Source organism: Microcoleus sp. T3_D1 (assembly GCF_036700405.1).
Lineage (GTDB): Bacteria > Cyanobacteriota > Cyanobacteriia > Cyanobacteriales > Microcoleaceae > Microcoleus.
The window spans coordinates 85,604-106,625 of the sequence record NZ_JAUBOV010000019.1 but is presented as its reverse complement, the minus strand read 5'-3'; the positions used below and the strand labels follow the sequence as shown (position 1 = coordinate 106,625).

21 protein-coding genes and 1 tRNA gene are annotated in these 21,022 nt (G+C 46.9%); 6 read left to right on the top strand and 16 right to left on the bottom strand.

Features of this window, described 5'->3' with window-relative positions:
• From QT992_RS11410 to QT992_RS11390, 5 genes are all read right to left on the bottom strand, one after another.
• Nucleotides 1-182, bottom strand: a 182-nt coding sequence (locus tag QT992_RS11410) for a hypothetical protein (RefSeq protein WP_333377000.1), incomplete at its 3' end; no start/stop codon positions are given.
• 164 nt (nt 183-346) lie between these two features.
• Nucleotides 347-1,936 carry a slr1306 family protein gene (locus QT992_RS11405; protein ID WP_333343061.1) on the bottom strand — a complete coding sequence of 530 codons (1,590 nt, stop codon included), beginning with the start codon at nt 1,934-1,936 and terminating at the stop codon, nt 347-349.
• A 106-nt stretch (nt 1,937-2,042) separates the two neighbouring features.
• Nucleotides 2,043-2,465 carry a thioesterase family protein gene (locus tag QT992_RS11400; protein ID WP_333343062.1) on the bottom strand — a complete coding sequence of 141 codons (423 nt, stop codon included), beginning with the start codon at nt 2,463-2,465 and terminating at the stop codon, nt 2,043-2,045.
• Between the two features lie 402 nt (nt 2,466-2,867).
• On the bottom strand, nt 2,868-3,950 hold the full coding sequence (locus QT992_RS11395; protein WP_333318868.1) for an ATP-dependent 6-phosphofructokinase: 1,083 nt from the start codon (nt 3,948-3,950) through the stop codon (nt 2,868-2,870).
• Between the two features lie 585 nt (nt 3,951-4,535).
• Nucleotides 4,536-4,778 (bottom strand): hypothetical protein, encoded by a 243-nt coding sequence (locus QT992_RS11390; RefSeq protein WP_190735043.1) that lies wholly within the window; start codon nt 4,776-4,778, stop codon nt 4,536-4,538.
• 137 nt (nt 4,779-4,915) lie between these two features.
• On the opposite strand from QT992_RS11390, the gene QT992_RS11385 reads away from it, so the two are divergent.
• The 3 genes from QT992_RS11385 to QT992_RS11375 all read left to right on the top strand — a co-directional run bounded on the left by QT992_RS11385 (nt 4,916) and on the right by QT992_RS11375 (nt 6,519).
• Nucleotides 4,916-5,422, top strand: coding sequence for a hypothetical protein (locus QT992_RS11385; protein ID WP_333340978.1), 507 nt, complete (start codon nt 4,916-4,918; stop codon nt 5,420-5,422).
• 78 nt (nt 5,423-5,500) lie between these two features.
• Complete coding sequence (locus QT992_RS11380; RefSeq protein WP_333318862.1) at nt 5,501-5,698, top strand: hypothetical protein; 198 nt, start codon at nt 5,501-5,503, stop codon at nt 5,696-5,698.
• Nucleotides 5,699-5,703: 5 nt separating this feature from the next.
• Nucleotides 5,704-6,519 (top strand): FkbM family methyltransferase, encoded by an 816-nt coding sequence (locus tag QT992_RS11375; protein WP_333340975.1) that lies wholly within the window; start codon nt 5,704-5,706, stop codon nt 6,517-6,519.
• A gap of 305 nt (nt 6,520-6,824) precedes the next feature.
• Here the strand turns inward: QT992_RS11375 and QT992_RS11370 are convergent, their stop codons facing one another.
• The 6 genes from QT992_RS11370 to QT992_RS11345 all read right to left on the bottom strand — a co-directional run bounded on the left by QT992_RS11370 (nt 6,825) and on the right by QT992_RS11345 (nt 16,046).
• Nucleotides 6,825-12,005, bottom strand: a complete 5,181-nt coding sequence (locus QT992_RS11370) for a PAS domain S-box protein (protein ID WP_333340972.1) — start codon at nt 12,003-12,005, stop codon at nt 6,825-6,827.
• A 284-nt stretch (nt 12,006-12,289) separates the two neighbouring features.
• Complete coding sequence (locus QT992_RS11365; protein ID WP_333340969.1) at nt 12,290-12,667, bottom strand: hypothetical protein; 378 nt, start codon at nt 12,665-12,667, stop codon at nt 12,290-12,292.
• A 175-nt stretch (nt 12,668-12,842) separates the two neighbouring features.
• Nucleotides 12,843-13,922, bottom strand: coding sequence for a CAF17-like 4Fe-4S cluster assembly/insertion protein YgfZ (ygfZ, locus tag QT992_RS11360; RefSeq protein WP_333340981.1), 1,080 nt, complete (start codon nt 13,920-13,922; stop codon nt 12,843-12,845).
• Between the two features lie 94 nt (nt 13,923-14,016).
• Nucleotides 14,017-14,400: a hypothetical protein gene (locus QT992_RS11355; protein WP_333340966.1), complete on the bottom strand. Its 384-nt coding sequence runs from the start codon at nt 14,398-14,400 to the stop codon at nt 14,017-14,019.
• A gap of 68 nt (nt 14,401-14,468) precedes the next feature.
• Complete coding sequence (locus tag QT992_RS11350) at nt 14,469-15,725, bottom strand: transposase (RefSeq protein WP_333340963.1); 1,257 nt, start codon at nt 15,723-15,725, stop codon at nt 14,469-14,471.
• 249 nt (nt 15,726-15,974) lie between these two features.
• Nucleotides 15,975-16,046: transfer RNA gene (locus tag QT992_RS11345), tRNA-Val, on the bottom strand.
• A gap of 72 nt (nt 16,047-16,118) precedes the next feature.
• Here QT992_RS11345 and QT992_RS11340 point away from each other — a divergent pair.
• Entirely contained in the window at nt 16,119-16,727 is a 609-nt protein-coding gene (locus tag QT992_RS11340) for a metal-binding protein (RefSeq protein WP_333340961.1), read from the top strand.
• 165 nt (nt 16,728-16,892) lie between these two features.
• Entirely contained in the window at nt 16,893-17,720 is an 828-nt protein-coding gene (gene mazG / locus QT992_RS11335) for a nucleoside triphosphate pyrophosphohydrolase (RefSeq protein WP_333340958.1), read from the top strand.
• A gap of 317 nt (nt 17,721-18,037) precedes the next feature.
• Here the strand turns inward: mazG and QT992_RS11330 are convergent, their stop codons facing one another.
• Genes QT992_RS11330 through QT992_RS11320 form a run of 3 tightly spaced genes read right to left on the bottom strand, consistent with a single transcriptional unit; the run spans nt 18,038 to nt 19,279 of the window.
• Nucleotides 18,038-18,439 carry a helix-turn-helix transcriptional regulator gene (locus QT992_RS11330; protein WP_006634106.1) on the bottom strand — a complete coding sequence of 134 codons (402 nt, stop codon included), beginning with the start codon at nt 18,437-18,439 and terminating at the stop codon, nt 18,038-18,040.
• A 32-nt stretch (nt 18,440-18,471) separates the two neighbouring features.
• Complete coding sequence (locus QT992_RS11325; RefSeq protein WP_333318831.1) at nt 18,472-18,852, bottom strand: helix-turn-helix transcriptional regulator; 381 nt, start codon at nt 18,850-18,852, stop codon at nt 18,472-18,474.
• A 25-nt stretch (nt 18,853-18,877) separates the two neighbouring features.
• Complete coding sequence (locus QT992_RS11320) at nt 18,878-19,279, bottom strand: helix-turn-helix transcriptional regulator (RefSeq protein ID WP_333108046.1); 402 nt, start codon at nt 19,277-19,279, stop codon at nt 18,878-18,880.
• Nucleotides 19,280-19,453: 174 nt separating this feature from the next.
• Here QT992_RS11320 and QT992_RS11315 point away from each other — a divergent pair, with 174 nt between their 5' ends.
• Nucleotides 19,454-19,837, top strand: a complete 384-nt coding sequence (locus tag QT992_RS11315) for a hypothetical protein (RefSeq protein WP_333318829.1) — start codon at nt 19,454-19,456, stop codon at nt 19,835-19,837.
• Between the two features lie 234 nt (nt 19,838-20,071).
• Here QT992_RS11315 and QT992_RS11310 read toward each other — a convergent pair whose 3' ends face one another.
• Both QT992_RS11310 and QT992_RS11305 read right to left on the bottom strand, forming a co-directional pair.
• The gene (locus QT992_RS11310; RefSeq protein WP_190746013.1) at nt 20,072-20,557 is read right to left on the bottom strand and encodes an allophycocyanin subunit alpha-B; all 486 of its coding nucleotides are present in this window, start codon (nt 20,555-20,557) and stop codon (nt 20,072-20,074) included.
• A gap of 96 nt (nt 20,558-20,653) precedes the next feature.
• Nucleotides 20,654-21,016, bottom strand: a complete 363-nt coding sequence (locus QT992_RS11305; RefSeq protein WP_333340953.1) for a hypothetical protein — start codon at nt 21,014-21,016, stop codon at nt 20,654-20,656.
• Between the last annotated feature and the right edge of the window lie 6 nt (nt 21,017-21,022).

The window sequence follows — 21,022 nt, the reverse complement described above, 5'->3', positions numbered from 1 at the left end:
AGGCATCTTGCCTGTTCTTCCACAATAACAAAATTTTGTGGAACAGGCATCTTGCCTGTTCTTCCACAATAACAAAATTTTGTGGAACAGGCATCTTGCCTGTTCTTCCACAATAACAAAATTTTGTGGAACAGGCATCTTGCCTGTTCTTCCACAATAACAAAATTTTGTGGAACAGGCATCTTGCCTGTTCTTCCACAATAACAAAAAAATTTTGTGGAACAGGCATCTTGCCTGTTCTTCCACAATAACAAAATTTTGTGGAAGAACAGGCATCTTGCCTGTTCTTCCACAACAAAAAAACTGTCTTGTGGAACAGGCTGGAAAGCCTGTTCCTTTATTTTACTTAATTGACCGCCGACTTAACGGTTTCGGGCCCAGATACCTGAGAGGAAAGGCGACTCGCCACTTGATTGATGAAACCTTGCAAGAAGGAAACTTGCTGATTTTGCAGAAATACTGCTTGCAAAGTTTTCGTCAGTTCCGTAAGATTGAAGATGCCTTTAGCATTTTCCAATTCTTGAGTTGAGAAATATTCAATTAAACTCAGTCCTGCTATTCTGGTAAAATATGCTGCACTAATTCCCTGCACCGCGCCTCCGGCTACGTAGGTGACAGCATTGCTTTTCAGCAGTCCAGTAATAGTTTGGGTAGACATTTCTACTAATCCCAATTTAAACATTTGACTTGCCAAAGTTGCCGCTACTGTCTTAGCTTGGTCTAAGGAAAACTTTTGCTGGTAGATAGCGCCGAGGTCGATTACAAGTTGGGTACTGATGGCGGTTGTTGCTAGCAAGTCTAAAGCGGGAACCGGGTTAGTAAAGACGGCGGCGGCGGCGATGTACTGATATTGTTCGATAATGGGAATTGCCCGATCGCGCCTGACTGCATTTAATAAGGTTTTCGCCTCTAACTTGATACTTGCAGCCTCGCGCACTGCACTCGCCCAGACCAACTGTTGCCGTTCTTCAGTTAAGATTTTAGTCAATCTTTCCGTCAGCCCGTCGAGTTGAGAGACTTGATTTTCGATGCGTTCTTGAACTGTGCCGTCCGCTTGGTGCCGACGCACTTTAATAGAATTGGGAGAAGCTGCGATCGCAATTATCTCTTCTGTACCCAATATTCCTTGCATTTTCTGCTGCAAAGAGTTCAAAACCTGCGACTGCTGTTCTGGCAAATATTGGTCTTGTTTGTTCCAGACTAGCAGCACGCGCTGACCAGCGGACGCTAGCTGAGATAATGTTTTAAATTCGGAATCTGTGATGTCGCCCGCTGTCACAAACAGCACTAAATCACCGTTGATTTTGGCATCGGCATTTGTATTAGCAAACAGCGCTGCTGTTTCTTGTAAACTAAGCTTTTGCGGGTCTTGAGAGACCCAATTAGAATTTAAAACTTGAATTAAGGCAGTTTTGCCGACAGCTTTGCCGCCAGTTACGGTAATCCGTAAATCTTGTCTGTCTAATTCGGCTCTGAGCCGATCGAGCTGTGCTGTTAGATTAGCAGGATCAGCAGAGTTTTGAGCTTCTGAAGCCAGCAATTTAATTGCGGTTTCTGAAGCCGCGATCGCTTTTTCGGCTGCTTCCCTGTTGGCCAGGGGTTGCGGGAGTGCGAGTTCGAGTTTGGGGGATTGTTGCTTCCACCACCAATACCCCGCACCGGCAGCCGCCAAGCCGATGAGTGCCGTTTCGCCCATTTCTGAACCCGAATGCTGTAGAGTTTCCAGCAGCCACAGCGCTGCTGAAAGTCCTATTCCGCCTATCAAAATCGGTCGCCGCAAGTTAAGTGTCATTTTTCCCTTCCTCTGGGTATTGTCGCCAAGCTTAACCTTACCGGGCTTGGCCTCCCTCCCTCTATTCCATCGTACCTCTGTGGCATCCAAACTGGCAGGCGGGCGATCCGACTTTTTGCGATCGGGATTTGCGGCCCTGGCCACAATCAACTTTTTGCACTTCTACAAACGCAGAATAGGGGACTGAAGTCCTCACTACAAACCAAGAGATTTTTACATGATTTTGCAAATATAATAGTTGATTTTTTCTCTAGGTTGCTAATGCTTGAGATTGTGATTCACAAATATCAATTATTTGTTTGGGAATTGCTCGCGGGCGCATGGTGGTAACTTCAACCCACACCCAAAGCGCCTCTGCTTTTAACAATATGTCGTCACTTCCAGCTAAGCGAATTTCGTAGCGGCGGACAGCGCGCGGGCCGCGCATTTGTTCGATCCAAGTGGATATCTCCAATCGATCGCCCGATGCGGCCGATCGCAAATAGTCAATCTCTATCCGTCGCATTACAAAGACGCCGCCCAATTCCCGGTAGCGATCGAGAGTAAATCCCAAGTGTTCTAAATGTTCGATTGCAGCGTGTTCTAAATAATGCTGATAAACAGCATTATTTACGTGACCGAGAGCATCCATTTCATAATGTCGCACTCTAATTTCTGTAGTAAATGGTGTCAATTTCTCCCCTTTCCACTTGTTGCGGTATTTTGTAGTTCCGAGTGCGATCGCACTCTGGGTCGATACGGGAGCATCTCAGTTTTGTAAAAAGCATTTTTTTTATTGTAGTGCGAGCGTCCCCGCTCGCGTATTGTACACGCGAGCGGGGACGCTCGCACTGTAAATGCAAAACTGAGATGCTCTCGGTCGATACTCGCTCGGAACTGATTGCAAGTTACACTAAATAGTTGAAACATCACTGCTTCCAGGTTAATCTTAGTCCTAGAAGCACAGACGGTCATCACCTTGGTTTTTTTACGACAATACACTGGCTTAAAACCCTCACTCTCGGTTGAAAAACCCGGTTTCTTGGTTCTGAGTGCGTCCCGCACTAAATCTTTGACAAATCGGACGGGTAATGGTTTAATCTCCCAGACAAATTCCCAAACCGCGAGCCGTTTTAACCAGAGTACCATCGAAGTCTACAGGTCTGTATTTGGCGATCGCCTTGGACAGAGGAACGCTCACAACTTCCCGCTTTTGCCAAGATACCATGCAGTCGTATTTCTCTTCGGCAATTAAATCAACTGCTGCTACGCCAAAAGCAGAAGCAATTAACCTTTCTAGCGATGAAGGAGTTCCTCCGCGTTGAATATGTCCCAACACGGTGACGCGAGTTTCTGCACCGCTGCACTCAGAAATTGTATCAGCTAAATACTGACCAATTCCGCCTAATCGACTTTGACCTAAGCGATTTGTTTGCATTACTAACTCGCCTTCTTCAGTGCGAACTGCCTCCGCTACTATAATTAAACAGTAGTTTTTTCCCCGGTCTTGGCGTTCTTGGATTTGGGCGCAGATTTTGGAAATTGTGTAAGGGATTTCGGGAATCAGAATTATATCAGCTCCCCCAGAAATTCCGGCACTGATCGCAATATGTCCAGCGTCGCGCCCCATGACTTCAACAATCATGACGCGACTGTGACTTGCCGCAGTAAAATGCAAGCGATCGAGTGCTTCAGTGGCAATATTGACCGCAGTATCAAAACCGATGGAACGCTCGGTAATGCCGACATCATTATCAATAGTTTTAGGAATAGCAACTAAATTCAAATTACCTTGTTGAGCAATCTTCCTGAGAATGGCGAGACTGCCGTCGCCACCAATGCCAATTAAGGCATCGAGACCTAGTTGATGATAGCCTTCGATAATGTCCTCAGCCCGATCGCGTAAAGTCCCATCAGGCATCGGGAAAGCAAAAGGGTCGCCCTTATTTGTCGTGCCTAGCATCGTACCGCCAATGGTGAGCCACGAGTCTACTTTCTCAATATCCAAGGGAATTGCTTCAGGGGGACGACTCATCAATCCGTTGGTGGCTTGACGAATCCCCATCACTTTCCAATTGTAAGTTCCCGTGGCGCGGTAGACAACGGCTCGAATAACTGCGTTTAAGCCTGCACAGTCACCCCCGCTAGTGAGGATACCGATACATTTTTGTTCTCCCATAATTAATGCCCGACTTTTGTTACTCTGAATATGAGTTGATATTTTAAGATGCCGATCGTCCAATCCTGATTTTAGACGTAAATAGGTAGGCGAAAATAAACTTTACTCTGTAACAGAATGTAAAGCTATCATGGGAGCATCTCAGTTTTGTAAAAAGCATTTTTTTTATTGTAGTGCGAGCGTCCCCGCTCGCGTATTGTACAATACGCGAGCGGGGACGCTCGCACTGTAAATGCAAAACTGAGATGCTCCCGCTATCATAACTTTTGTGATTGCTTTCATAAGATATCGCTCCTTTGGGGAGCGTTTCACTCGTTTTTGACTACTTAATGTATTTTCAAGCTTCATCGACCTAATTGAGTGCGTCATCTCTGACCAGGAATTTCAAAGGTGGTACCCGCCACGTGATTTATCCGTGGAATAAATCCAAAATCTAAAATCGAAAATCCTCCAGCCCCCGCATTTATCCGTGGGGTCGCCTCTAAAATCTAAAATCGAAAATCTAAAATCGATTGACGCATCCCACAAGTTCGATCGCCAACTTGCGTAGCATCGCCAATCACCCTCTCCAACAAAACATCAATTTTACTTGGGATTGAGGCGTTTAGAAACTTGGTTAATTATACCGCTGAGAATAGCACCGCCCATAAGAATTCCCAGGGCGGGATTAAATACGGGCTGCCAGAGACTGTACCACAAATCAAAACCGAGATTCACCCCAGTCGATCGACCTGCTACTGCGATCGCAAACCACGCAAAACTGGCAAAGACGAAAAATACATCAGCTACTAAAATCAAGTTGAGAAAGTTAAGAAATTTATCTTTCATTGTCGAAGGTTCCTTTTGAGTGTATATGTGTCAACTTTTGGCAAGCGGTTGGTAATGGAGCGGATTGATAGCTGCAACTGGCGATCGAATAAAGATAAAATATCATTCAATTGTTTTCGCGCACAGGCTGTCAAAATATGGTTCGCTATACACTTCCTCAAAGCCCCGAAATTATTTTAACTGTCAAAGGGAAAGATTCAGCCAAAGCCCGCGAAGAAGCGATGGATCGGCTGATGGAGCTCATGGATGAGGGAAAGCTGCCTACGGAGCTCGTGGAGGGATTTGGGCCCAAGCAGTTTGTTGAAGTTAAGGATATCGAAGATGCTGCGTCTGAAGGCGAGGACGCGATTACTGAAGCCGTGCAGATTTTGAGCAATTTGGCAAGTCTCAAATTGAAAGTGATGGAATCCCGCGAAGAAGCACTCAAAGTCCGGGCGGCGATCGACATTTTGTTTACAGATGAGGCTGTGACGGCCGAGGAAATTAGTCGTTTGAAAGATGGTTTCAAGGTTCTCAAAAACTTTGCTCAAGCTAACGTCCGCTATCGAGAAGCTAGAAGTAAAGCCGAAGAAGCGCGGGCAATTCTCGACGAAGCTTTGCAATCTGTCGAACCGGAAAACAAGGCGCAGAAATCCGCGAAATAGTAGCAGGTTGCATTGACTCACATCTAGCAAGAATCTCAAGAACAGGCTTTTCGGCCTGTTCCACAAGAAAATTAACTCGTGGAACAGGCCGAAAAGCCTGTTCCTAAAAAACTGATTGAGAATGGTGCAATATCTCAGTTGAAACCTATTTCTGTCATGGCGAGCCGAAACGAAGCACTCGCAAACCTCGGCGATTGCTTCGTTTCTTTATTCGGACATACAATAACTCTGCTGCAAGACATAATATTAACTTTATCCACATTGAAATCAGGATAAAAATTGTGAACCAACAAACAGGAATTCTCAGAAACTCGATGTCAGGCAGCTTGCTGCTGGCTAAAAAGTTAGGTTTTCAACCAAAAACAGTGATTGATGTCGGTGCCGCCTTGGGAACTTTTAGCCTTTACGAAACTTTCCCCGATGCGCGACATTTGCTAATTGAACCCATCGCCGAAAATGAACCTTACCTCGCCAAAATTTGCCGCCATCTCAAAAGTGCAGAATACATTATTGCAGCAGCCACCAAAGAATCGGGAGTTTTCACCCTCAACGTCAGTCCCGGTATGGTGCATTCTTCACTTTCTGAAAATCGCGTTAGTGACAGCAGCAACCCTTATTTGAGGAACATACCAGCAATTACCCTGGATGGAATATGCAGGGAAAGAAACTTGTCAGGCCCGTATTTAATTAAAGTTGATGTAGACGGAAAGGAAGTAGATGTTTTAGCGGGAGCAACTGAGATTTTGCAGCAGACTGAATATGTAATTGTAGAAGTTACTTTATTCGGTCAGATGTATGATGTAATGAGTTTTATGAAGTCCCAAGGCTTCGCAGCTTACGATATAGTTGATTTGTCATATCGCCCGACTGATTCAGCTTTGTGGCAAGTTGACATGGCTTTTGTTAAGGAATCGGGTCACTTCCGAAGAGATAGTAGTTTCGCAACAGGACAGCAGGATATCGAAGCACTTAACTCGCATCTGAAAGCTTATCGGGAAAGTTTCATCAAACACATTGAGACTCATTACAGCGACCCCATAGAGCCGGAACCACAGGTCACTCAACCTGTTTGGGGCGAAGATTATGTCATCATTTAACTCAAGTTGCTTCCATCTGATACCAAATCCGAGTCGCACTTCGCACGCTTATTTAATTAATCCTCAACCTCTCACAAACTGGTTTTCTAAAGGCTGCTATTGTCGTCTATAAGCTTGCAATCTGCTGTAAATAGGCTTTCATTGGATATCAGAAAGTGGGAATGCCCTAATGCGAGCCTCACCATGATAGAAACATCAATGCAGCTAAAAACATTAGAGATGAGGGTTTACGAATGGCAGAGGTTATGTTAGTAAATTTTCTTCTTTTATTTGACTGAATTTGACTGATATTAAGCATTCTTAGCTTAATGTCTTAGCAAACGGGCGATCGCTTTTACCAATTCATCAGGTTCGACAGGCTTGGAGATATGCATCTGAAATCCCGCAGCTAAGGCTTGCTGCTGATTGATTTCTCCAGCATAGGCAGTAAGTGCGATCGCAGGAATCGTGCCGCCCTGTTCAGGTGACCATTTTCTAATTTGCCGAATCAGGGCATAACCATCCATCTCTGGCATCCCAATGTCACATAACAGCAGATCGGGGACAGATTGATTCAGGAGAGTCAACGCCTGTGCACCGGAAGCGGCTGTCGTAACTTGTGCGCCAGATTGCATCAGGGTGAATGCTGCCAACTCCCGCATATCTGCATCGTCGTCCACAACCAAGACCTGAATACCTGCTAAGTCTGCCGCACTTTCTGGGTGCCTGCGATCGTCCGAGGGTTGCGGCTCTACGATGTTTAACGGTAGCCGGATGGTAAATGTAGCCCCTAAGTTCTGTCCTAAGCTGTCTGCTTGAACCGTTCCTCCATGCAGTTCGGTAAAATGGCGGACGATCGCCAGCCCCAATCCCAATCCGCCAAATTGTCTAGTCGTTGTCCCATCTTCTTGACGGAAGTAGTCAAACACATGGGGTAAGAAGTCTCGACTGATGCCTTTTCCAGTATCTTTGACTTGAATCTGAGCATAGGTGCCAACTTGCTCTAGTTGCACCTCGATTCGTCCTCCGGCTGGGGTGAACTTCACGGCATTGGAAAGGAGGTTCCAGACTACCTGTTGGAGGCGATTCGTATCACCTGAAACCGTTCCTGAAATAGGATTAAACGTGGTCTGGATTTGAATGTGTTTGGCTTCGGCCGCCAGTCGTACCGTTTCCATGCCGGCTTCAATCGTTGCTGCTAGATTCACACTCGCGACGTTTAACGTCATTTTTCCTTGCAGAATGCGCGAGACATCCAACAAGTCCTCAATTAATTGCGCTTGCAGCTTGGCGTTGCGTTCGATCGTTTCTAGGGCTTGCTGGGTTTTTGTGGCATCTAGTCGCCCAGTTCGTAGCAATTTTGTCCAGCCCAGAATCGGATTCAGGGGCGATCGCAATTCGTGGGACAATACGGCTAAAAATTCGTCTTTAATCCGGTTAGCGGCTTCTGCTTTTGCGCGATCGCGTTGAGCCAATCGGTATAATTGAGCATTGTCGATCGCCAAGGAAGCACGACGGGCCAATTCCTCTGCCAGTTGCAAATCTGCTGAGGTATACCGTCGTCCAGATTCGGCACAGATAAAGGAAATGACCCCTAGAATTCGTGCCTGAGTTCGTAGTGGCACCGTCATTACAGAGCTGAATCCAACCTGCCGCAGCATCTCTAAATGCTCTGAATCAAGCGCTGCCTGTACCAACAATTCATCGGGAATCTCCGGCACCAAATCAGATTCCCCAGTTCGCAAGGTCAATGCAGCACCGCGAGGGTCATCCGGATTCAGCGGATACTTTTCTCTAATCTGATATGCCCATTCCAGCTTGGCAGGGTCGATGTGAGCAACTGCAATCTGCTCGATCGCACCATCCTCTTCTCTCATGTGAATCGTACACCAGTCCGCTAATTCCGGCACTGTAAGCTGCGCGACTTGCTCTAGAGTAGTTTGATAATCAAGTGAGGATGCCAGCACCGCACTTGCCTCAGAGAGAAAGCGTTGGGCAAGCTCTAACCTGACGCCCTCAGTCACATCTACCACATAGACTAAAACCCCTTCGACCTGACCATTTGAGTTAACAGTTGGAAGATAGTAAACGTTGTAGTAACCGGGACGGCGATCTCCGCGTCCGGGAACATTCACTGCAAAGTTAGGTGAAATGAAGGGATTCCCTGTGGCGTAAATCTGATGGAAGACTTCAACTAATTTGGGATCGGATTGACCAAAAAGTTCTGGAATTGAATAGCCTAAGTGTTGCTGGCGGGTTAATCCATTAATTTCTGCTAATGCTTCGTTGATGGCAATAAATCTCTGCTGTGCATCTAACAGGGCAAGTCCAACCGGAGACGTGTCAAAAATAGTTGCCAGTTGGCGCTGTGCGGCTTCGGCTTCCGATCGTGCGAGGCGCTCGCGTTCTAACAGTTGTTCTCGTTCTTGTTCTGCATACTTGCGCTGCGTCACATCCAGCACCAGCGATAGCACCGAAATCATCCGTCCCGATTCGTCCCTGAGACTGGAGTTATACCAGTCGCAATGCACAATGTTGCGAGCTTTCGTGTAATTGCGGTTGTATGAAAAAATATGGGGTTCTTCACCATAGACCAGCCGTTGGCAGACTTCAGTCACCGATTCGAGGTCTTCCTCAAAGACAAAAGGTATCTCTGTTAAAGATTTGCCCAGAATTTCTTCGGCCCTCCAGCCCAAAATCCGCTCTGCACCAGCAGACCAGCGAATGATTTGAAAGTCTCGATTCCATTCAACGACTGCCATTGGAGAGTTTTCAACATGGAAGTTAAGCTTTTGTAGGGCTTGACGCAACGCTTCTTCTGCTTGCTTGCGTTCTGTGATATCAATGACAACTCCGATCGAGTGCTTGGGATTTCCCTGAGAATCATAAGTAAACTGTCCTCTGGCTTCGACCCAGTGAATCGAGCCATCTGACCAACGCAGGCGATATTCATGGTGATACTCCTTCTTGTCTGCTATGGCTTGCTGAAGTTTTCCTTCGGTTTCTGCTAAGTCATCAGGATGAACCCGACTTCCCCAAACTTCATAGCCCGGTTCGCACTCATTCGGTTGCAGACCGAGTACCATGAAATGTCCTTCTGACCAAAGCAAGGCATCGGTCTGCATATCCCAGTCCCACGTTCCCATGCGTCCGACCTTCAGCGCCAGTTGCAGATGAGCTTCACTTTCTCGCAATTCCTCTTCTGCGCGCGATCGCTCCACGGCTAGCCAGGTTTTTTCAGCAATTCGCTCCATCAGGACCACCTCTTCCTCCGTCCAGCGTCGCGGAGCCACATGGTGCAACACAAACAATGCGACAAATTTTCCTTCTTTCACCAAGGGAACACACACAAGAGATTTGGTTTGAATTGCATCGAAGGCAGCAGCCCCCGCTCCTGCAGTCCGAGAATCGCGATCGACATCATCCACGACAATTGTTCTGCCCTGCTTTAATTCAGCAATGAGTTCACGGCCAAACGAATCCAGGTGATGTCTACCCACCACGCTGATTGCACCATTGCAGAAATCGCGATCGACAATGACATATTCCTGCGTTGGATCAATTTCGCCGTAGGTACAGCGAGTGACATGGAAATGTTGCCCTGTGGCACAAACCACCTGCCACATAATTTCTTGTGGGTCTTGAATGGCACGAATCGCGTCATTCAATTCGATTAGGAATTGTTGAATTTCTTCTTTCTGCTGGAGGTTCTTGAGCAGTTGTTCAATTTGTTGCCTTGCCCGCACCTGGGCTGTCACTTCAATGTTATAAATCAAGACACCCTGAATGGTTCCCTCAGCATCCCGCCAAGCTGCAAAGATGCAGTGGAAAAATGCTTCTTCCAACACTCCATCGCCGTTCCGATCCCAGTAAGTAGGTGACTCCTCCCGAATAAATGTTTCTCCCGTCCGGTAAACCTGTTCAAACGCTTCAAAGTAAATTTGTCCCTCTATTTCCGGGAAAACGTCCCGCATAGATTTCCCGATAATGTCTGGAGTGCGCCCAGTCCCTTGCAGATAGGTTGGATTGGCAAATTCATACACTAGATCGGCACCTTTAACAATGCCAATCATGGCAGGCAATTGCATCAGGATGTCATGCAACCGCTGGCGTTCGGTTTCTGCTGACCGTCGGGCAGATTGTTCTCGTTTTAAAAGGCGATCGCGCTCTGCTTCGATCTGTTTGCGTTGGGTGATGTCAACCGAAACGCCAACCATGCGAACTCCCTGTCCGGTTTCCTCCAGATAAACTCGCCCCTGACTGTTGATCCAGCGCACAACGCCGTCGGGACTAATTACCCGATACTCCTGCACGTAGGACTGTTCGACCGCAGTTGCCCGTTGGGCCGCTTGGATCACCCGTTGTCGATCGTCTGGATGAATGAGTGCAAAAAAGTCTTCTCCTGAGCCTTCGTGAAGACCCCAAACTTCTAGAGCATTTGCAGAACACACGACCTGATTGGTCGGCAAATCCATATCCCAGACCACCATCTGAGCCGCCGTCAGTGCCAATTGCAGGCGTTCTTGGCTCTCTCGCAATGACTGTTCAACTTGTTTGTAATTCGTCAGGTCTTGGAAGATAACAACGGCTGCAACAATCTGCCCCTGCTTATCTAAAATCGGTGCTGAGTTGGCGTTAATGAAAATGCGGCTACCATCATTTCGATCGATTTCCATCTCCTCGTTGGTAACGACATCACCTGTTTTTAGCGATCGCGCTAAGGGCATATCTTCATGGGCATAGGGCTGACCGTTAGAACGAAGTGGAATGTATGAAACGACGGGATCATATTCGTTAAGCTCAAGCGATTGTTCGTAGCCATATCCAACAATCTGCTTGGCTTGTTCGTTAGCCAGAACCAACTTACCAGATGCTGCATCGGCAATCATTACACCTGCAGGCATTTGTCGTAAAACGGCTTCAAATCGGGCGCGTTCAATTTCAAGCTCGTGCAATAACCGTTCTCGTTCTGCCTCTGCTTGCTTGCGTTCTGTAATATCGCGAAAATAAACTGCTAGTCCTGCGGTTGAGGGATAGGCCTTTGCCTCTATCCAACGCTGGACAGATTCCCCAAATTCTTCCCAGGAAACAGGAACCTGTTCCTTCATTGCCCGATGGAGTTCTCGATAGGGAATTGCACCAACCAGCTCAGGAAAAACCTCATTCCAAACGTGCTTTCCTAGTATATCTTCTGGTGTTTTGTGCAGGATTTGAGCCGCCGCCCGATTCACGTAGGTGTAGCGCCAGTCGCGATCGAAGGCGACAAACGCATCGGTAATGCTTTCCAGAATCGTTGCTACATTGCCCTCAGTTTCTTGAGCAGCGAACAACTGTTCGCCTTCAAGAGTGCGGGCAAAGCGTTCAATGACTTCAGAGCGAGAAATTCCTCGCCTGTGAGCCTCTTTATCGAGCGATCGCCATGCTGTATTAGTCAGAGATACGCTCACTCGTTGTTTCGTCTCCGAGTTCCAATTGCTAACAAACTTGCCTGTCGCGTCGCGCTTCATGAAGATTTATCCGTAGGCATACACGGTCTTCTCCATTGAACCTGAGTTACTCACTGAGGAGAATCTGCCTTAAGATAGATGCTTTGGCGAGAGGGGAGATAGGCAAGAATGACATCAATCAATATTGCGCTGTACTGGCTGCTGATTTCTTAGGGGTCTAGGATTCTAGCCTGTTTAGGTGATTGGTCATGCGATCCCGTTTGAGATCAAAAGAAAACGGGATTGCATTTTCGTACATACAGCTCTTTTAAGAATTTGATATTTGAAAACTGGATGCGAGTGAATTAGTTGGCTCGATCGCTGCTACCTATATCAGCCGCTTTTTCTACTGCTTCCCGTGCCGGCGTAACTGCTTCGCCCACGTTATCTTTTACCGATTCTATAAATTTTTTGGTACTGGGGGCAATGGGTTGATCGAGATTCAGCTTTTCTCGGATATTGTCAAGTACACCACTGGCATCCTTCTCTGTATCGCTTGTTGGCGGCCGATCGGGACTGGCCACTTCGTAAGATTTAGCTTCAGGGGTTAAATGTGTAGCGATCGCTTGCATTTTATTGCCCGAAAATTCCAATTCTGAGCTAAAAATTAGCGCTATTCCTACAGCCAAGATTATTCCTACTCGCAGGCAAGTTGTAACTAAGCGCGATGTAAACTTTTTCATTGAAAAACTCTGTTTTTTTCTGTGACGACTGTTATACACAATAATTGCTGTTGTTGGTTGGCAAATCTATCTAAAGATAGGACTTAGTGTCAATTTATGGTGTTAGCATCCTTCCCAAATCAACCTCAACAAAAAAGTTTTTGGCGCTGCGGCGCCACCACGCGACCGATCGCAACTACGAACTCAAGAAAGGTACATTTACTACTTCCCCTGACACCGATCCGACTTGCACTTTCAGCCCTTCGCCGCCCGCTTTGGTGCGGATGTAAGCAAGACCAAAAAAGCCGGATTCAGTTTCCGTAAAGCTGGTGAGTTTGCCGACTTTTTCTTCTCCGATGGTGACTGCTGTTCCGGGTTCAACCGCACCGCTCAACTGCACGCCCCAAAGTTGCTGTTTGACTCCTTTGTAGGTGTTCAACCGGGCAATTGTTTCTTGACCGATGTAGCAGCCTTTGTCATAGGTAATCGTGTGTAAAAGACGGGCTTCTAAGGGGTTGTAATCGTCTGTGAGTTCAAAATCAGGGGCGGGGCGTCCTTGTTCGATTCGCAGTTGTTCCCAAACTCGATCGCCCATCGGTACGGCCCCAGCTTTGACTAATTCCTGCCACAAGTTGGCTGCATCGCTGGCTGGCGCAATTAACGTGTAGCCGGGAGTTGCTAAACCGCTACCAACCGCAACTCGAACCCCCCCTTCATCCCCCCCTTGGTAAGGGGGGGAAAGAGGGGGGGTTTTTATCAATTTGTGAGTAGCGTAAGGTTGATTTTGAAGTTCGGTAACTCCGATTTTTTCTAATAGTTGAGTGCTTTCCGGGCCGAGGACACTGAAAGCAACAGTTGTATCGGTTAAATCTGTTAACTCGACGCGATCCATTGGGAAAATATAGCGATCGAGCAATTCCAGTAGTTGGCGGCGGCGGTTGGCTGAAACTAGCAGCAGTACGGCATCTTCTGTAGCATAAGCGGTGGCGAGGTCGATCGTCCGGGCGGTGGATGTGACGAAAACGGTGTCGCAACCTTGACCGGGTTTGAGTATATTAAAGTTATTGGTACTTTGATTGTGCAAGAACCGCAGGCGATCGCTGTCTGAGATTTGAATGCGTCCCCAGTGAGTGCGATCGTACAAGGCCGCACCTTGTTTCGTTGCTGCGATCGCTTCTGCGTCGTTACCAAAACTGACTGGCACAATTTCTTTGGTTGTTAACTCTGCAAATGTAGCACCTGTCGCTGCTTGAATGTCGTGCAATTCTTGAATCAGCATAAAATTTTGTTGACTGTTGAGTGTTGACTGTTGACTGTTGACTGATGACTGTTGACTGTTAACTACTGCTTTCTTGTCAACTGACAAATGACTATTTGCTCAAATTGGCGAATATTTCTTGTATTAATTGACTGGCTTTGGCATCAAGACGATTCCAATCTACATCGCCCGTGTCCTCCTCAATCAAGCTAGTATCAATTACAACTTCTTGGCTTTGCAGTTGAGTGTGGGCGGGCTGGTAGTTGACAAAGCAGACTCGATAGCAAAGTTCCCAAATATCGACACATCTTTGCTCGCCTTGATTCTCTAAAATTAGTTGATAGCCCGGAATTGGAATCTGCACTTCTTGATAAGTACCCGTCCAGACAGACCCCTCTAATTGTTTGCGGATGTTGTCGATCACTCGGATCATCGCTGGCTGCATCAGTAGTTCAGCTTGCTGCCACGCGATCGGGCTAGTTATTTTAGGCTTCATATACAGGGTTCTAAAAAAGAAAATCATTGACATCCTCACCGCCCTAAAGGGAGGGTGATTCCCAAGAATCACTTCTTGAGTTTTCTGCTTCGTCCCGTGCCAGCTAGACTGACTTTACCACCAGTCCCCGCCGCATCCAGTCCACAGACAGTTTGTTTTACTTCCAGGCTATGCCCTAGCCCAGAAATTAGTTCCAACCCACGATTTCTAACCACCTGTGCCGCTGCCACATCACGCGATGCAGTAAAGAAACACACTGGACAAGAATGAATTCTTTCGTCTAGGTGCTTTTTGCCCGTATGCGTCCCACACTCAGGACATTGTTGTGATGTGTAGTCCTTGTCTACCTTGGCAAAGAAAACACCTCGTTTAAAGCACACCCATTGTAGTATGTTGATGAATTGACCGAATCCAGCATCGGCACTATGTTTACTCAACATTCCTCTGGCCCAAGAGCGAAAGTCGATGTCTTCAACAAATATCATCCCTACGCCGTCACTCATACGGTGGGCTAACTTAAAGTGCCAGTCTTTCCTGGTGTCAGTAATCTGTTGATGAATTCTGGCTATTTTTTGATTGAGCTTATGTCTGTTATTCGACCCTTTCTTCTTATGCTTTAATCTACGTTGCAGTAATTTCAACTCGCGTTGTAGAGTTTGCAGGAAGCGAGGTCTAGCAATTTGCTCGTTATCGCTAGTAGCTACAAATTTATCAAACCCTAAATCCAAACCTCGCGGATGACCGGATATGGGTGTATCTGGCACTGATACATTTAACTGTAATGACAACATGACAAAATATCCCGATGCCCGTCGTACAACCCTGGCTTGTTTAATTTCAAATCCCCCTGGGATTTGGCGTGACAAGCGCAAACGAATCCACCCTAGTTGAGGCAATTTCAGCAAACTTCCATTGATGGGATTTTTGCCCAATTGAGGAAACACAAACGATCGCATTCGGTATTTGTTCTTGAAGCGAGGGAAGCCTAGTTTCTTCGCTCTCATGTCCTCAAATGCCCTGTCCAGCGTTCTTAAGACTTGTTGCAATACTTGCGAATGTACGCTCGTGAGGAGGGGAAATTGCTCTTTGGCAAGAGTCAATCGTTTAGCCTGAGTGTGGTAACTAGGGTATGGCTCGTCAGCCCTGAGTATGTACTCCTGTTCGATGGAACAAGCATTTACAGGCGACTTCCGGGAATTCAACCAGTCTTTGCGCTCCCGCAAAGCAAAGTTCCATACAGAACGACACACAGCGAATATCCGCTCGATAGTATCGACCTGTTCTGGAGTTGGTTCTAGTTTGAATTCCCACGTCATGTTTAGCATGAAATTATTTTACACGCTTACTGAGTATGTGTAAAACTGTCCTCCACTTCGTTAAAGCACGGGGTTTTAGACCCAAATTTTCGATAAATTAATTTTCTAGCATTGGGTGCCAACTTTTGAGACATCCGCCACAGAATGTTAAATTTAGTCGTCACCAAATTCAAAAGTCAACCGTCAACAGCAAAAGTTAAAGCCGTTCTCGGCTTGACGGCTAAAAACGGCTGAAACTGTTGATATTGAGTTATCGGATGGGTAATGTAGGATTTGAACCTACGGCATCCTGCGTGTAAAGCAGGCGCTCTACCACTGAGCTAATCACCCAATTGCACTCACCGGGATTTATCATATCACAGTAACTCAGAAAGATCAAGTAAAAAAAATCCTAAACTTTAAATGCCCTCTGGCCGCACCCACGATCAAATAACCATGTGGAGTTTGCCCTTGGTGGCAGCCCTCACCTTTGGCCAGACGAGCAGCAGCAAACTGACTTTGCTCGTTTCCGGCAGCTTCTTATTCGGCGGGCTGATGTTTGGCCCCGACTTGGATATCTACTCTTGCCAGTATCAGCGCTGGGGATGGTTCAAACCGATTTGGCTCCCGTACCAAAAAAGCCTGCGCCACCGCTCTTTTTTGTCCCACGGCCCTCTAATCGGCACTGCTTTGCGAATCTTGTACCTCGCTATCTGGATCGCGGTTCTCGGAATCGTGGGATTGGCAATTGCCGAAAAAGTCGGAAACTTCGGCTGGAATTGGCAGGATGTGGTTTTGAGTTACGGGCGATCGATCTGGGAACACCACATCGAAATTTTAGCCGTTTACATCGGTCTAGAATTGGGCGCTATGAGCCACTATCTGAGCGATTGGGGCGGCTCGGCTTACAAAAGATTCAAAAAGAAAGGATTGATCGGGTTGCGACCTCCTGGCACAATTAAGAGGCGCAAAATCAAAGCTCCCACTCGCAAATCTAGCAAATCCATAGCAGAAGGAAGAAGGAAGAAGTAAGAAGGAAGTTCGGCAACGGATTCGCTCGACGGATGTAACGGATGTAACGGATGTCAGTCCGATGGAAGTCGGAAGAAGGAAGAAGGAAGATGTAATAAAATCAATGGTTGGAGCCATTAACAACGTTATAACTGTCTTGGCGGTTGATATAAAAGGTAAATTATTATGTCTAATTCTGAAAGTCGATCGCTCACAGCACTCAAAGAACTTATAGAAGTTGTGGCCTCATTGCGATCGCCCGACGGCGGATGTCCTTGGGATTTAGCTCAAACTCCCGAAACTCTCATTCCTCACATAATCGAAGAAGCTTATGAAACCGCCGACGCGATTCGCAAAGGAGATAAAGATGCGATCGTCGAAGAATTGGGCGACTTACTGTTACAGGTAATTCTGCAAGCTCAAATTGCCAGCGAATTCAATCAGTTTACCTTTGCCGAAATAGCTGCGGGCATTACAGAAAAACTAATTCGGCGACATCCCCACGTCTTTGGCGATGTCGAACTCAACAGCGTCGATGAAGTCAACGAAAACTGGGAAAAAATCAAAGCAGCAGAAAAAGGCACAACTTCGGAAAAGCCCGCAACTTTAGCCTCGAAAATGAGCCGTTATGCCAGCACTTTGCCGCCGATCGCCGCCGGGATGAAAATCTCTCAAAAAGCTGCGGAAGTGAGTTTTGATTGGGACAGTGTAGACGGCGTTTGGGATAAATTTCACGAAGAAATGGCAGAATTTGAACACGCTCTCAAACACGAGGATAAGGCAGCGCAGCAGTCAGAATTGGGAGATATTATGTTTGTGTTGATTCAATTAGCTCGCTGGTACGATTTAGATCCGTCGGCTGCTTTGCAAGGAACAAACGATCGCTTCGTGCAGCGGTTTGCGAAGGTAGAGGCTGCGTGCGATCGACCTTTGTCGGATTATGCCGCAGAAGAGTTAGAATCTCTGTGGCAGCAAGCTAAAGCTTTAATAGCTAAACAAAAGGGCGATCGGTAATAACTCATTCCCGATCACTATTGTTAAGAACAGGCAAGATGCCTGTTCCACAACAACTCCATATTCCTCTTGTGGGGAGTAGGGGTTGGGCTTCTAGCCCGCACTATTGTTAAGAACAGGCAAGATGCCTGTTCCACAACAACTCAATATTTTGCTTGTGGGGAGTAGGGGTTGGGCTTCTAGCCCGCACTATTGTTAAGAACAGGCAAGATGCCTGTTCCACAACAACTCAATATTTTGCTTGTGGGGAGTAGGGGTTGGGCTTCTAGCCCGCCCTGAAAAGCTGATTAACAATACTGCCAGATGTCAGCAATCAACTACTCGTAAAGCTTCGCATCGTTGTATGGGGGATGTTCGCACGCGATGTAAAGCGCATTTGTCGGTTCCAGGGCTTCCCCAGTCACCGGATCGATCGGCTTGAGGACAAAGCATAACAGAGAGAGCGATCGCCAATCCAAACTTTCTAACTTCCCCCGTTCGTAGCGACTAACAGTAGCATTACTAATACCGACATCTTTGGGTACAGGATCTCCTGCTGTCCGAAACAGAGCGGCCTCGTATTCTTTTGTGACCATTTCTGTTTCAATAATTGACCAGCCGCGAATCTCTCTAGCTGCTTTCAGAAGTTTGCCCAATCTACCGCGTCCCGTATCCGTAAATCGCACAGGGCGCAGTTTTTCCTGATCGACGACAGCCTTAAAGTCAAGAAATCCCGGCATTTTACAGATCCAATTTAACTCTTAAGTCAATCCTACGCCTCGACGTTTGGGTTCCAAAATTCTGTTCCGATCAACAGTAAGTCTTCTAGAGTAACCAACCGCTTTTCAACCGGGTGAACTGGTTCGAGAACATCGAGGAACAGCCACAAAATATCGGGTGCAGGCTTGTTGTAATAGCCATTTTCGATTCTCGAAATGCCTGCAATGCTGACCCCCAAAACTTTCGGCAAACGCTCTCCCCCTAGATTATAAAATTGAGCCTCATGCTGCTTGGTCTTTTCGCTCAGTTCGTGAACGCTCCAGCCCCTAGCTTCCCGCCACGATCGCAGGAATTTACCCAACCGCCGCAGCCCGGTATCAGTAAATCTCCGTCTCAAGTATTCTTTTTCTGGCTTAGCTTCTGCTAGCACCATCAGTCATCACCTATCTGCAAATAATCTAGTCGTAGAGCTTCGCATCGTTGTAGGGCGGATGTTCGCACGCGATGTAAAGCGCATTTGTCGGTTCCAGGGCCTCTCCTGTCACCGGATCGATCGGCTTGAGGACAAAGCATAACAGAGAGAGCGATCGCCAATCCAAATTATCCAGCTTCCCACGTTCGTAACGGTTGACTGTTGCGGCACTGATACCCACATCTTTGGGGACGGGTTGATTTGTCGCTGTGAACAGCGCCTCTTCGTACCCCCTTGTTTTGAACTGTGTTTCGCTAACAGACCAACCTATTGTCTGTCTTGCAGCCTTTAACATCTTGCCCAAACGCATCCGCCCCGTCTCCGTGAAGCGAACGGGACGCAATTCCTGCCGATTGTCTACCACAGCGTTGTTAGAGAGTGCTGACATTTTTTCCACCTACATTAACTCTCAAACTAGCACAGCATCAATGATTGAGGGTTGTACGAACAACATCTGAGTTTCCATTAAATATTGTTGCACAAGTGAGATAAGAATCTGATATAGAGTAAGATGTAATTGAGTCTAAACAGAACTTGCCTCTCAAGCCCTGAGTATACAGCCATGACACCACTATTTCGCCGCATCCAACCCTCGAAAAAGCTCCGCATCACCGTCAGGTCGATCGCCCAAATGCTCAAAATCAGCCAAAACCTGATTAAGCGAGTCGAATCATGGGCTTTCGTGGTTTTCGTCCACCATCGGGATAGAGGCGGCCTGTTTGTCAGCTACCGCAGGCTGGAAGAATGGCAAAATGCGATCGCCCATCATATCCAAACCTGCCCCACCCTTGGAGAACTCTCGCAGCTCAAAACATCCATTCAGTACGACAGCCGGAAATTCAAAAAACAATATCTCCCAAAAACACTTGACTTTTTAAATCAAATGTGCATTGAAAAACAAGACGAACTCAACATCTGGGAAAGCTTAAACAGCATTGCTTCCTAGCCGAAATCAAGCAGATTTCCTAACACTAGCAACCGCACCCAACCGTGAGGACGCTGTTAATTGCTCAAACCCTTGCCTTTGATTCTGTCAACTGTCAACTGTCAACTGTCAACTGTCAACTCTTCCTTGCTAAAAAACAGAAGCGAAACATTTGCGAGCAATTGCGAGATAAAATCACCCCAAAAATCACCCGCGAATGCTCCGCCACATTCATGAAAGCGATCGCCAAAGCAATTAAGACATTGCCTGAGCGATATAATCAAAATAAGGAGCTGCTTCCTTAGCATCATCCTGATTGAGCAAAGCCAAAGAAGCTTCCTTCAAACAGCGGATAGCTTCGACCATGCCAGGAACAGGAACGCCGAGAGAATTATACATTTCCCGAACGCCAATCAAACCGATGCTTTCGATCGGCTCCTTGTCACCCGCCAAGATACCGTAGGTAATCAGGCGCAAGTACCAGCCGTAGTCGCGCAGACACAAAGCCCGTTCGCGTTGGCCGTAAGCATTACCTCCGGGGGAGATAAAGTCAGGGCGTTTTTTCCAGAGTTTTTTGCTAGCTTCTTCAACAATTTTTTTCTCACTGTCAGACAGCGCAGTAGCAATACGCACCCGCTGTTCTCCGGTTTTAAAAAAATCTTTGATGCTTTGAAGTTCGCCGGTACTGGGATAGCGAAGTTCGTCGTCGGCTTGGAGAATTAGTTGGCTAACTACGCTCATTGTTATTCAAAAAAATTGAGGATATTTGAGAGTAAGATTAATTGACATTCTCATCCATTAAAGATGAGATTCTTGGTTGGGCGATTTACTTTGCTTCTAACATTTATCAACATTAGAAGTAGCGGGTAAATCTCCGGAAACGTTATGCTTGATGTTCAAGCCCGTTTCCCTGTGTTCCAGGGTACTGCGGGAAAAACTCAAAAACTGCGATTGAGAGTTTTGATGTCGGCAGACACTTTGACTGTTTAACGAGTTTTTGCTAGCTCGCCCCAACAGCATATCGCACAGGATCGATCGAGGCAACTCACGGCAGGCTTGACTTGCAGGTTGAAGCTTGGCTTTAGCAGCAAGACGTTCAGCAGCAGGAATACGGCCTGCTATTGAGCTTGAGTGCGATGGATGGAGCCCCGCTTCGCTACGACTTATCTCAGGAAAGAGAGAGCGATATTGCATTACCATATTAAA